The 12,214-nt window shown below is 73.1% G+C and carries 12 protein-coding genes and 1 pseudogene; 2 read left to right on the top strand and 11 right to left on the bottom strand.

Annotated elements, in window-relative coordinates:
* Positions 1 to 2: 2 nt before the first annotated feature.
* From ACFW3D_RS13480 to ACFW3D_RS13525, 10 genes are all read right to left on the bottom strand, one after another.
* Complete coding sequence (locus ACFW3D_RS13480; RefSeq protein WP_500504262.1) at positions 3 to 845, bottom strand: DUF6807 domain-containing protein; 843 nt, start codon at positions 843 to 845, stop codon at positions 3 to 5.
* Positions 845 to 2,050, bottom strand: a complete 1,206-nt coding sequence (locus ACFW3D_RS13485; protein ID WP_500504263.1) for a Gfo/Idh/MocA family protein — start codon at positions 2,048 to 2,050, stop codon at positions 845 to 847. Before ACFW3D_RS13485 ends, ACFW3D_RS13480 begins: the two co-directional genes overlap by 1 nt.
* 48 nt (positions 2,051 to 2,098) lie before the next feature.
* On the bottom strand, positions 2,099 to 3,019 hold the full coding sequence (locus ACFW3D_RS13490; protein ID WP_500504264.1) for a carbohydrate ABC transporter permease: 921 nt from the start codon (positions 3,017 to 3,019) through the stop codon (positions 2,099 to 2,101).
* Positions 3,016 to 3,942 carry a carbohydrate ABC transporter permease gene (locus ACFW3D_RS13495; protein WP_500504265.1) on the bottom strand — a complete coding sequence of 309 codons (927 nt, stop codon included), beginning with the start codon at positions 3,940 to 3,942 and terminating at the stop codon, positions 3,016 to 3,018. Before ACFW3D_RS13495 ends, ACFW3D_RS13490 begins: the two co-directional genes overlap by 4 nt.
* Positions 3,943 to 4,068: 126 nt before the next feature.
* Entirely contained in the window at positions 4,069 to 5,793 is a 1,725-nt protein-coding gene (gene araD, locus ACFW3D_RS13500; RefSeq protein ID WP_500504266.1) for an L-arabinonate dehydratase, read from the bottom strand.
* 24 nt (positions 5,794 to 5,817) lie between these two features.
* The gene (locus ACFW3D_RS13505; RefSeq protein ID WP_500504267.1) at positions 5,818 to 6,720 is read right to left on the bottom strand and encodes a dihydrodipicolinate synthase family protein; all 903 of its coding nucleotides are present in this window, start codon (positions 6,718 to 6,720) and stop codon (positions 5,818 to 5,820) included.
* A 115-nt stretch (positions 6,721 to 6,835) separates the two neighbouring features.
* The gene (locus ACFW3D_RS13510; protein ID WP_500504269.1) at positions 6,836 to 7,510 is read right to left on the bottom strand and encodes a GntR family transcriptional regulator; all 675 of its coding nucleotides are present in this window, start codon (positions 7,508 to 7,510) and stop codon (positions 6,836 to 6,838) included.
* 344 nt (positions 7,511 to 7,854) lie between these two features.
* Positions 7,855 to 8,592, bottom strand: coding sequence for an HAD family hydrolase (locus ACFW3D_RS13515; RefSeq protein WP_500504271.1), 738 nt, complete (start codon positions 8,590 to 8,592; stop codon positions 7,855 to 7,857).
* A 180-nt stretch (positions 8,593 to 8,772) separates the two neighbouring features.
* Positions 8,773 to 9,948: a hypothetical protein gene (locus ACFW3D_RS13520; RefSeq protein WP_500504272.1), complete on the bottom strand. Its 1,176-nt coding sequence runs from the start codon at positions 9,946 to 9,948 to the stop codon at positions 8,773 to 8,775.
* Positions 9,949 to 9,989: 41 nt separating this feature from the next.
* On the bottom strand, positions 9,990 to 10,925 hold the full coding sequence (locus tag ACFW3D_RS13525; RefSeq protein ID WP_500504273.1) for a 5-dehydro-4-deoxyglucarate dehydratase: 936 nt from the start codon (positions 10,923 to 10,925) through the stop codon (positions 9,990 to 9,992).
* A 208-nt stretch (positions 10,926 to 11,133) separates the two neighbouring features.
* On the opposite strand from ACFW3D_RS13525, the gene ACFW3D_RS13530 reads away from it, so the two are divergent.
* Entirely contained in the window at positions 11,134 to 11,943 is an 810-nt protein-coding gene (locus ACFW3D_RS13530; RefSeq protein WP_500504274.1) for an NAD-dependent epimerase/dehydratase family protein, read from the top strand.
* Between the two features lie 18 nt (positions 11,944 to 11,961).
* Here the strand turns inward: ACFW3D_RS13530 and ACFW3D_RS13535 are convergent.
* Positions 11,962 to 12,075: pseudogene (locus ACFW3D_RS13535) on the bottom strand (oxidoreductase); the annotation flags it as partial.
* On the opposite strand from ACFW3D_RS13535, the gene ACFW3D_RS13540 reads away from it, so the two are divergent.
* Positions 12,034 to 12,165, top strand: coding sequence for a hypothetical protein (locus ACFW3D_RS13540; RefSeq protein WP_500504275.1), 132 nt, complete (start codon positions 12,034 to 12,036; stop codon positions 12,163 to 12,165). The pseudogene ACFW3D_RS13535 and the gene ACFW3D_RS13540 overlap by 42 nt on opposite strands.
* Positions 12,166 to 12,214 lie beyond the last annotated feature (49 nt).

Here is a 12,214-nt window from a genome sequence, read left to right on the forward strand (position 1 = left end):
CGTCAGCCGCTCCCCTCGACGAGGCGGCGGGCCAGCGCGCCGGCCTGCTCCGGTCCGAGCCGCCCGTCGGCGACCGCGGTGGTGATCCGCCGGGTGACGGTGCCGCCCGCGGGGACGGGCAGCCGCCGGTCCCACGCGAGGGAGGAGCCGACGCCCGGGTACTCGGCGGCGCGCACGAACCACGGGTCGCGGCGGGTCACGGCGGTCACCCCGGCGAAGACCAGCGTCCAGCCCCCGCCGGACAGGGCCAGCCAGTCGGCCGCGCGGCCGTGCACGGCCCGTTCGCCCTCCGCCTCGGCGGTGAACACCCGTGGCCGCTCCGGCCCGGCGGGCGCCCGCCAGAAGAAGCCGCCGTAACCGGCGCCGGGACGCCCGTTGGTGGCGGGGCTGCCGATGCTCAGTTCCCGTTCGCCAGGGTTGGCCAGCGCGAAGGTGACGTCGAGCGCCCAGCAGTCCGCGCCGAGCGCGCGGGCCGCGACCGTCCGGCGCTCACGGAGCAGTTCGCGGTCCCCGGAGCGCCAGGACAGCTCCTCGGTGAAGCCGTCCGGGCCGCCGCGGAGCAGTCCCAGGTGCTCCTGGACGCCGTGGTCGTCCAGCTCGGTCGGGCCTCGGTCGCGGACGTAGGTGCGGCCGCCCCAGAAGTTGCGTCCCTCGACGTCCGGGACGGCGACGCTCACGCCGAGGTGGTGGAGGTGGTCGCCGGGCATGAACTCGGTGACGGGCACCCCGGCCAGGGTGGTGAGCGGGTGCAGGTACGGGCGCGGGGAGAGCCGCCCGGGCAGCTCGGGACGGTGGACGTAGCGTCCCACGGTACGCCCGGCGGCGTGCAGGGTCGTGGTCGTCATCACGCGACCACCCCGTCGGTGGCGGCCCAGGGGGCGCCCAGCTCGGAGAAGAGGGCCAGGCGCTCGGCGCCCGCGGTGACCATGCCGTCGACCCCGGTGACGACGCGCCGCGCGGACCGTTCGCCGGGCTCGCTGCGCCAGGCACCTTCGGGGAGCGGCACCGGGTCCGGGGCCGTCCGCACGGCCTCGACGACCTTCATGAAGGCGCCGGTCGCGCGGGGCGGCACGAGCAGCTCCTCGCCCTGCCGCACGTGCGCGACCAGGTTCTCCAGCAGGTCCGTGCGCCCGTACCGCCGCTCCCGGGGGCCGTGCCCGGCGCGTTGCAGCAGCACGCGGTCCTGCTTGTACCAGAACGTCACCCGGCCGCGGTCGCCGTGGACGACCACGTACGGCTCGCTGTTGCGCTCGGCGCACAGGGTGGCGGTGACCGTGACGACCGTGCCGCGCGCGGTGCGCAGCCGCAGCGCGGAGGTGTCGTCGGCCTCGATGGCGTTGGCGCGGAAGAGCTCCAGCTCGATCTCCCCGACGTCCTCGGCACGTTCGCTGCCGTCCAGGGCGAGCGCGGTGGCGACGGCGTGCGCGAGCGGATTGGTGAGCACCCCGTCGACGACGTCCGTGGAGCCGAGCCGGCGCCGGCCCGACCAGGCAGCCCGGCGGAAATAGTGCTCCTCGCGCACCCAGTTGCCGGCCGCGCCGATGCCGCGCACGGCTCCGATCGCACCGTCGGCGACGAGCGCCCGCACGGCGGCCACCGCGTGCGAACCGAGCGACTGGAAGCCGATCTGGCAGGCCCGCCCGCTCGCCTCGACCCCGGCGACCAGCCGCTCGTACGCGGCGTAGGAGGGTGCGGGCGGCTTCTCCAGCAGCACGTGGGCGCCCTGCGCGGCCGCGGCGAGCGCCAGGTCGGTGTGCGTGTGGATGGGGGTGCAGACGATGACGATCCCGGCGCCGGTCCGCGCGGTCAGCTCGCCCAGGTCGGTGCCGTGGGCGGGCCCGGGGAACCCGGCCGGCTCCCCCGGCGCGAGCGGGACGGTGTCGCAGATCCCGGCCAGGCGCACCAGCCCGGTGGCCGAGAGCCTGCGCAGGTTCTCCAGGTGCCAGACGCCGTGACCGCGGGCCCCGGCCAGGACGACGGGCACGGGCGCGGCGACGGACGGCGTCACGGGCGGGCCGCCGCCGGCGGGCCGTGGGGATGCATCACGCACGGTTCGGACCTCCTCGTCCGTGGGGGATCTGCGGTGCCGGCACGGGCGTCAGCCCTTGACCGCGCCCGCGCTGAAGCCGGTGACCAGCCACTTCTGGATGAAGGCGAAGACGATGACGACGGGCACGGCGGCCACGACTCCCCCCGCGGCGAGCGTCCCGAGCTCGACGCTCTCGCCGGAACCGATGGTGTAGCTGAGGCCGACGGGGATCGTGTACTTCTCCTGCGTGCTGAGGAACATCAGCGAGAAGAGGAAGTGGTTCCAGCTGTGCACGAAGGCGAAGGAGCCCACCGCGATCAGCCCCGGGCGCAGCAGCGGCAGCACCACCGCGCAGAAGGCGCGGACCCGGCCGCAGCCGTCGACCCAGGCGGCCTCCTCCAGCGACACCGGCACGTTCTTGATGAAGCCGCTGATGAGGATGATCGACAGGGGCAGCTGGAAGACCGTCTCGGCGACGATGACGCTCCACAGCGAGTCGATCATGCGCAGTTCACTGAAGATCTGGAAGAGCGGCACGAGCATCAGCGCGCCCGGGATGAACTGCGAGCACAGCAGGGCCAGCAGGAAAGCACGCTTGGCGCGGAAGTCGAAGCGGGCCAGCGCGTAGCCGCCGAGCAGGGCGATCACGGTGGTCATCACGAGCGTGGCCACGCCGATGAGCAGGCTGTTCTTGAAGAACACGGCGAAGCCGAGGTCGTTCCACACCTTCGAGAAGTGCGTCGTGGTGGCCGGCCACGGCACCAGCGAGGTGGATCCCGAGGGGCGCAGCGCGAACAGCAGCATCCAGTAGAAGGGGACGAGCGTGAAGAGCAGGTACAGGCCGAGCGGCAGGTAGATCTGCCAGCGGGGCGCACCCGCGGTGAGCGCGCGGCGCCCCCGGCGCGGCCCGGCGCCGCCGCCGTCGGGGCGCGCGGCGGTCGCCACGCGCGAAAGGGGGACGCCGTTCGTCTCCGGCACGGTGGTGGTCATGTGCGGTCGCCCCCGAACTTGCTGAGACGCAGGTAGACGATGGAGCAGAACAGGAGGATCACGAAGGCGACGGTGGTGAGCGCGGACGCATAGCCGAAGTCGTGACCGTCGATGCCGGTGTTGGCGACGTACAGCGGCAGCGTGGTCGTCGACCCGGCGGGACCTCCGCCGGTGAGCGTGTAGAGCAGGTCGACGTTGTTGAACTCCCACACCCCGCGCAGCAGCGTGGACAGCACGATGGCGTCCCGCAGGTGGGGCAGCGTGATGTGGAAGAACCGCCGGAAGCGGCCCGCGCCGTCGACCGAGGCCGCCTCGTACAGCTCGTTCGGGATGGACTGCAGGTCGGCGAGGATGAGGATGGCGAAGAACGGCACCCCGCGCCACAGTTCGGCCAGGACCGCGGCCGGGAAGACGGTGTCGGGGTCGGACAGCACCGAGGTGCCGTACTCGCCGATGCCGGCGTCCGCCAGATAGCGGCTGATGCCGGTGGCGGGGTTGTACAGCAGCATCCAGATCGTGGTGGTCAGCACGCCGGAGACGGCCCAGGGAGAGAAGACCAGGGCGCGCGACAGGCCGCGGCCGACGAAGGTCTGGTTGACGATCAGGGCCAGCGCCAGTCCGAGGGCGAGCTGCAGTCCCACCTCCGCGACGACCCACTTGAGGCTGAAGAGCAGGCTCTGCCAGAACAGCGGGTCGTCGAAGAGGATCCGGTGGAAGTTGCCGAAGCCGGCGAAGCCGTTACGCCAGGGCTTGGTGACGTTGTGGTCCCGCAGGCTGTAGTAGAGGACGCTGAGCATCGGGTAGGCGATGAAGCCCAGCATCAGCAGGACGGCCGGGGCGATCAGGAGGTACGGGGTGCGCCGGGCCGCGCGGGACGGCCGGCTCCGCGGGGGCCTGGGTGGTTTCGCCACGGCTGTGGCCATGACCGGTACTCCTTCGTACGGGTACGGAAAGCGCTTGCCGAATGGTGCGGGGCCGCCACGGGCGCGGTGACGGTACGGACGGTGCGGGGTGATGCGCGGCGGGGCGGGGTGGTGCGCGGCGGTGCGTCAGCCCGCGTAGGGCTCCGGCACTTCTCCGGGCCGGGCCAGGAAGCGGAAGTCGCAGCCACTGTCGGCCTGGGTGATCTGGTCCTGGTACAGCGCGCCGTACCCGCGTCCGTAGCGGGGCGGCGGTGCCTGCCACCGCGCGCGCCGGCGTTCGAGTTCCGCGTCGTCGACCTCCAGGCGCAGGGTGCGCGCCCCGACGTCCAGGGTGATCAGGTCCCCGGTGCGGACGAGCGCGAGCGGGCCGCCCACGTGCGACTCGGGCGCCACGTGCAGCACGCACGCGCCGTAACTCGTGCCGCTCATCCGGGCGTCGGAGATCCGCACCATGTCCCGCACCCCCTTCTTCAGGAGGTGGCCGGGCAGCGGCAGCATCCCGTACTCGGGCATGCCCGGTCCGCCGATCGGACCGGAGCCGCGCAGCACCAGGACGCTGTCCTCGGTGATGCCGAGGCCGGGGTCGTCGATGGTGCGCTGCAGGGTCCGGTAGTCGTCGAACACGACCGCGGGACCCGTGTGCTCGAGCAAGTGGGGCTCGGCGGCGATGTGCTTGATGACGGCGCCGTCCGGGCAGAGGTTTCCGCGCAGGACGGCGACGCCGCCCTCGGCCGCGAGCGGCCTGTCCAGCGGGCGGATCACGTCCTCGTCGTGCACGAGGGCCCCGGCCAGTTGCTCGCCCAGGGTCTTGTGCGCGACGGTCGGCCGGTCGAGGTGCAGTACGCCGGCGTCCCGCAGCCGGGTCAGGAACCCCGGGAGGCCGCCCGCGAAGTGGAAGTCCTCCATCAGGTAGCGGCCGCCGGGGCGGAGGTTGGCCAGCACCGGCACCGTACGGGCGATGCGGTCGAAGTCGTCCAGCGTCAGCGGGACGCCGCTGCGTCCCGCCATCGCGATCAGGTGGATCACGGCGTTGGTCGACCCGCCGAGCGCGAGCACCGTGGCCACCGCGTCCTCGTACGCCTCGCGGGTCAGGATCGCCGACGGCCGCAGGTCCTCCCGGACGAGGTCGACGATCCGCATCCCGGACGCCGCAGCCATGCGGTCGTGCCCGGAGTCGACGGCGGGGATCGACGACGCGCCCGGCACCGTCATCCCCAGCGCCTCCGCCGCGGCGGTCAGCGTGGAGGCCGTGCCCATGGTCATGCAGTGACCGGGCGAACGGGCCAGCCCGCTCTCCAGTTCGGCCATCTCGCAGTCGCCGATGAGCCCGGCCCGCCTGTCGTCCCAGTACTTCCACATGTCGGTGCCGGAGCCCAGCACCTCGGTGCGCCAGTGCCCGGGCAGCATGGGCCCGGCCGGCACGAACACCGCCGGCAGGTCGGCGCTCGCGGCCCCCATCAGGAGCGCGGGCGTGGACTTGTCGCAGCCGCCCATCAGGACCGCCCCGTCCACGGGGTAGGAGCGCAGCAGCTCCTCGGTCTCCATCGCGAGCAGGTTGCGGTAGAGCATCGGCGTCGGCTTCTGGTACGTCTCCGACAGCGTCGCGACCGGGAACTCCAGGGGGAAGCCGCCCGCCTGCCAGACCCCGCGCTTGACCGCCTGGGCCCGCTCGCGCAGGTGGACGTGGCAGGGGTTGATGTCGCTCCAGGTGTTGAGCACCGCGATCACCGGCTTGCCCAGGTGCTCCTCCGGCAGGTAGCCCAGCTGCCGGGTGCGGGCCCGGTGGCTGAACGAGCGCAGGCCGTCGGTCCCGTACCACTGGTGGCTGCGGAGCTCTTCCGGCTTCTTCATGGCGGCCCTCCGTCCCGTCCCGGCTCACAGGTCCCAGCCGGCGAGCAGGGCGGCCACCCGCTCGCGCCGGTCCCCGGTCAGCAGGCGGCTGGGCGGGCGCACCTCGCGGCGGCACAGTCCCAGCACCGCCAGCGCCTCCTTGACCACCGACACGTTGTTGGCGGAACTCTGTTCGGCCCGCAGATCCTCGAACTCCCTGATCTGCTCCCACACCTTCATCGCCGCCGCGTAGTCGCCGTCCCGCAGCGCGCGCAGCATCTCCAGGGACACCCGGGGCGCGACGTTGACCAGGCCCGAGGTGAAGCCGGTCGCGCCGACCGCCCAGTAGGCGGGGGCGTACAGCTCGGCGAGGCCCGCGACCCACGTGAAGCGGTCCAGCCCCGCGTCCCGCGCCACCGCCGCGAAACGGGCGGCGTCGGGCACCGCGTACTTCACCCCGATGACGTTCGGGCACAGCTCGCCGAGGCGGGCTATCAGCCCGCCGCCCAGCGCCGGGTTGCGGACGTACGGGACGACCCCGGTCTCCGGGACGGCCTCCGCGATCGCCCGGTGGTAGTCCACCCACCCCTCCGGCGACACGTACGGGTGGATCGGCTGGTGCACCATCACCATCTGCGCCCCGGCGTCGCATGCGTGCCGCGCGGCGGCCACCGCGGTCGGCACGTCGTGGCCGACGCCCACCACGACCTGGGTGCCCGGGTCCGCCTCCGCCATCGTCAGCTCGACGACCAGCCGCCGCTCGGCCGGGTCAAGGGCGTAGAACTCCCCGGTGTTGCCGTTCGGCGTGACCGTCCGCACCCCGCTGTCGAGCAGCCTGCGCAGCAACGCACGGTACGCGGCGCGCTCCACGCCCCCCTCCGCGTCGAACGGGGTCACCGGGATCGCCACGACATCGGCGAGCGCGGACGACTGCTCTGCGAATGACATTCGGTTGCCCTTCGACTCGGGTGGTTGCGGGGTGCGGTGGGGACGGCACGGGCGGGAAGCGGGCGGGGGGGCGGGCGCGCGGGGGGCCGTCCCCTCACCTCCGCGCGCCCGCGGCTCAGCGGGCCGGTCCTTCCCCGCCGTCGCGGCCCTCCGGGAACGCCCGGGCCACGAAGCTCGCGATGTGGTCGTGCAGCAGCCGCGCCGCGCCGTCCGCGTCCCCGTCCAGCGCGTGCGCCAGGATCTCCCGGTGCTCGCGGGCCTCCTGCTCCCACGACGGCGTCTCCTGCCAGACCACCGCCGAGACCAGGGCCGCCTGGTCCCGCACGTCGTCCAGCATCCGGGCCAGCAGGGGGTTGCCGCACGGCGTGTACAGCGCCCGGTGGAACTCCCGGTTGGCGAGCGACCGGTCGGCCCGGTCCGCCGCCTCGTCGGCCCGCGACAGCGCCTCCCGCGCGGCGTCCAGCGGGGCGCGGTGCGTGACGGTGCGGCGCAGGGCCTCCGGCTCGAGCAGCAGCCGCACGTCGTACACCTGACGCGCCATCGCCGCGTCCACGGTCCGCACGGTCACGCCCTTGTACTGGCTCATCACGACCAGCCCGGTCCCGGCGAGCGTCTTCAGCGCCTCCCGCACGGGCGTCTTCGACACCCCGAACTGCGCGGCCAGCTCGGCTTCCACGAGTGCCTGACCGGGCTTCAGCTGCCCGGTCAGTATCCCGTGCTTGATCGTTTCCAGCACGACCTGGGTACGGGACGGAATCGGCGTCGGCGCGGTGCCGGCGAGCAGGTCCATGGGGGCTCTTTCGGATCTCGCGTATGGCGTCTCATATATGACGTACGAAGTACGACGCGATGAAGGTAGGGCGGGGGGCGGGGTACGTCAATGGGTTGCGCCCAGTTCGGCGCGAGTGGCCCGTGGTCGTGTGCGGCGCCGTTGTGGTTGCGGTTGGGGGTTTTTCCCCGCCGCCCTCCCTCCCCCAGCCTTCGGCCGGGGGGACCCCCACGGGCGCACCCCGCCACACCCCCTCCCGTTGAGTGGGCGCATGACGGCCGGTGGGGGGGTGTCGGACGGGAAATCCCCCTCCGCCGTCCAAAACGCACCGACACGCCGACGCGGTGATCGAGGCCAGTGGGGGGTCAAGGGCGCACGTGCTGCCGCAGTCCGCAGGATGTGAGCACGAGGTGCAGGCGTTCTTCGGTGGCCTCGGCGAGAGGCGGGAGCAGAAGGGTCGCGATACCGGCTTCGACTCCCGCACCGTCGTAGGCGGAACGGTCCCCGACCATCAGCGCCTCGTCAGGGCGCACCCCCAGCTCGTCCAACGCCAGGCGGAAGATGGCTGGGTCGGGCTTGCAGACACCGTGCTCGAAGGACAGCACGAACCGGTCGACGTAGCCGTCCAGACCGGCCTTCACGAACCAGGGGCGGACGTCGAAGTGGACGTCACTGACCACGGCCACCCGTACCCCGGCAGCCTTCAGCGTCGCGAGTGTCGGCTCCACGTCCACGGCGAAGAGATCGACGTCCGGTTGCGCCAGTTCGGCATACAGGGCGTCCATCAGCGCCTCTTCGATGCCGGCGACCGAGGTCCATCGCGAGAAGCCGGCACGGTACGACTCGACGGACGCGTCCGCACCGGTCATCGCCCGCGCCACTTCGGGATCGCCGATCGCCTTCTTGAGGGCCGCGCTGAGCGCCCGCACCTCCGACGGCGAGGCCTCCCGGCCAACGCGTCGCAGCGCGCCCTCGATCCACGACCCGCCCTTGGGACCGGCGTGGTCGGGCCCCCACTTGGGGACGATGAGCGTTCCCACCCAGTCCAGTAGGACGGCCTTGAATGTGGGCGTGTCTCCCCCGGGGCGAACCTGTTCATTCACCTCGCCGGTATACCGGTGCGCTGCTGTCGGCGGAAGGGGACCCCCCGTTTACCCCCCACCGGGCGTTGGTAGCTGGTGATACGGAGGGGGTGGGGGAGTTGGGGGCACCCCCGGCCGAAGGCTGGGGGAGGGCAGGCGGGGAAAACCCCGACCGCAACCACAACGCACCCGGCGCACGCCTCAGCCCTCTGACCCCGCCAAAAAGCCCCGCACCGCCGCCAGATCCCCCGCCGAGGCGAGCCCCGCGTGGTAGAGCCGCAGCTCCGTCGCGCCGGCGGCCCGTGCCCGGGCCGCGTCCGCGGCGAGCGTGCCGGGGCTGCCGCCCATCCCGGCGACGACGGGGAAGTTGGCCGCCAGCACGGTCCCCGCCCGCGCGTGCGGCACGCAGGCCGCGACCAGGTCCGCCCTGGGGAGCACGAGCCCGTCCGCGTGGGCCAGGACCCACCCCGGGTCGACTCCGGCGTTCGCGCCGCAGCGGTGCGCGTGCGGGTCCGCGTGCAGCAGGACCTGGAACCCCGGTGCCGCGGCGGCCCGTACCGCCTCGACCGCCGCCCGCTGCAGGTCCCTCGCCACGGGACCCCGCCAGGCCATGGTCAGTCCCGCCAGGTCCGCCCCGAGCAGCTTCTCGACGTCGGCCCACTCGTCGGGCCCGGGGGCCCACTCCCCCGCCCACACCGGTGCGAGGGCGCCGCGCACGGCCGCCCGCAGTTCGTCCGGGTCCGCCCCGACCCCGGCGTACCCCGCCTCGCACTCGGGGCAGAAGCACAGGGACATCAGGTATTGCGCGGCCCCGGGCATCGGCACTCCGCCGGTCTTGTCGTGGGCGTGCAGATGCGCGAGGCCGTACCAGCCGCAGGACTCCAGTTCCGTGCCCCCGGTGCCCGTCCCCGGCCGCACCGCGGCCTCCGCGGCCAGCGTGACGAGGTACTCGCGCACCTCCGGCTGGGCGATGCACGGCGCCCAGGGGTAGCGGTCGCCGTAGGCGTTGCGCACGCTCACCCGGGGGTGGTCGTCCCCGAGGCGGGAGTTGTGGGCGAGCACGACCCAGGAGTGCACGTCCAGTCCGGCCGCCCGCAGGGCCCGGGCGGCCTCGCCGTAGGCGTCCTCGGCGCCCGCCCAGTCCTGGGTGTACGGCCGCAGGGCGCGTCCCGCCCAGCGGCGCTCGTCCGGCGGGTAGAGCACGGCGGCGTGGCGGGCGGTGACGATGCGGTGCCGGGGGTGGCGGGGGGTGAGCGCCCGCGTGGAGTGGTAGGCGGAGGCGAGGGTGACCTGCCGGACGCCGAGGGCGGCCATGCGGTCCGCCGCCTCCGGGTCGCCGACGACGTCCCACGGGTAGACGAAGGTGGAGGCTCTCAACGCGGCTCCTGGGGTCGGTGGTTGTCGCGGGTCACCGTACGTCAGTCCTCGCCGAGCAGGGCGAGGCCGCGGTCGATGAGTTCGGCGAGTTCCTTGATGTGCGCGGGCGAGGGCTCGGACAGCGGCGGGCGCACCTCGCCCACGTCGAGCCCGCGCAGCCGGACCCCGGCCTTGACGAGGGAGACGGCGTAGCCGCGGCCCTGCTGGCGCAGTTCCACCAGGGGCCGGTAGAAGCCGTCGAGGAGGGCGTTGGCGGTGGCGTCGTCGCCGCCGGTCAGGGCGCGGTGGAAGGCGAGGGCGATCTCGGGCGCGAAGCAGAAGACGGCGGAGGAGTAGAGGGTGACGCCGATGCCGCGGTAGGCGAGGCCGGTGAGTTCGGCGGTGGGGAGCCCGTTGAAGTAACGGAAGTCGCGGTCGGGGACGGCGCTGCGGACGGCGCTGATGATGCGCTGCATCAGGTCGAGGTCGCCGACGCCGTCCTTGAGGCCGATGATGCGCGGGATCCGGGCGAGTTCGGCGACGGTCGCGGGGGTGAGGACGGCGTTGTCGCGCTGGTAGACGATGACGTCGAGCGAGGTGCCCGCGGCGAGCGCCGCGTAGTGCCGCAGCAGTCCGGCCTGGTCGGCGACGACGAGGTAGGGCGGCATGGCGAGCAGTCCGTCGGCGCCCGCCTCCTCGGCGAGGCGCGCGAACTGGAGCGCCAGGGCGGTGCCGTAGCCGGCGCCGGCGACGACGGGCACCCGGCCCGCGGACTCCTCGACGGCCGCGGCGACGCAGGCGCCGTACTCCTCTGGCGTCAGCGCGTGGAACTCGCCGGTGCCGCAGCACGCGAAGACCGCCCCGGCCCCGGCCTCGATCCCGCGGCGCACGTGCGCGCGGAAGACCTCCAGGTCGACGGCGCCGTCCGGGCCGAAGGGCGTCACGGGGAAGAACAGCAGGCCGTCGAGGCGCGCGGAGAGTGAGGCGGCATCGGTCATCGGGTTCTCCCTGAAGACTGGCGTCTGTGCGCTCATCTGATCGATGTCTATATTCATGAACGCGTTCACGCTAAGGCAGCGCAGAGGAAGGGTCAAGGAAGACAGCCGCAGGTGGTGGAGTCTTGACGCTTCGACAAGCGCTCTTTAGCGTGTCCATGAATATGAATAACGTCCATGAACATGGACGCCCGATCGAGGAGACCCGCGCATGCCCGCTCCCCGCACCGTCCTGCTCACCGGCGCCGCAGGCGGCCTGGGCACCCTGATGCGCGAGCTGCTGCCGGCGCACGGCTACGAGCTGCGTCTCCTCGACATGCTGCCCGTCGAGGGCGCGCCCGACGCGATCACCGCGGACCTGGCGGACCGCGCCGCCCTGCGCGAGGCCGTACGTGGCGTCGACGCGATCATCCACCTCGCGGGCATCTCCCTGGAAGCCCCCTTCGAGAAGATCCTGCGCGCCAACATCGAGGGCACGTACAACCTCTACGAGGCCGCCCGAGAGGAGGGCGTGCCGCGGATCGTCTTCGCCTCCAGCAACCACGCGGTGGGCTTCACCCCGCGCCCGGTCGGGGACGACCCGCTCATCCCGGTCGACACCCCGCGGCGCCCCGACACCTACTACGGCCTGTCCAAGGCCTTCGGCGAGGACCTCGCCCAGCTCTACTGGGACCTGCACGGCCTGGAGACCGTCTCCGTCCGCATCGGCTCCTGCTTCCGGGAGCCGACGTCGGTGCGCATGCTCTCGGTCTGGATGAGCCCCGAGGACGGCGCCCGGCTCTTCGACGCCGCCCTCACCGCCGAGGGCGTCGGGCACACCGTCGTCTACGGCAGCTCGGCCAACACCCGCCTGTGGTGGGACCTGTCCTCCGCACGGGCGCTGGGCTACGAGCCGCAGGACGATTCCGAGCCCTTCGCCGCGAAGCTCATCGCCGAGCAGGGCGAACTCGACCCCGCGAACCCGGACCACGCCCACCTCGGCGGCCACTTCACCACGCACCCGCCCATCTGGCCCCACTGACCGCGGCGGCGCTCGGCGTCCGCGTTCGGCCCCGCCGTTCACCTGGTGGATCTGCGCGGTGACATGGGCGGCGCCCGGGGAGGCGAGCCAGTGGACGAGCGGGGCCACGTCCCCGGGAACGCCGACCCGTCCGAGCACGACCTGGTCCCCGTCGCGGACGAAGGCCTCCGCGACGGCCAGGCCGATCCCCGTACCGCCGCCGCTGATGACCACGATGCGTGACGGGTGAAAACTCCGTTCGGTAATGGAACCGTAAACCCGGAACGATCGT

The organism is Streptomyces sp. NPDC058864 (genome assembly GCF_042742985.1).
GTDB lineage: Bacteria > Actinomycetota > Actinomycetes > Streptomycetales > Streptomycetaceae > Actinacidiphila.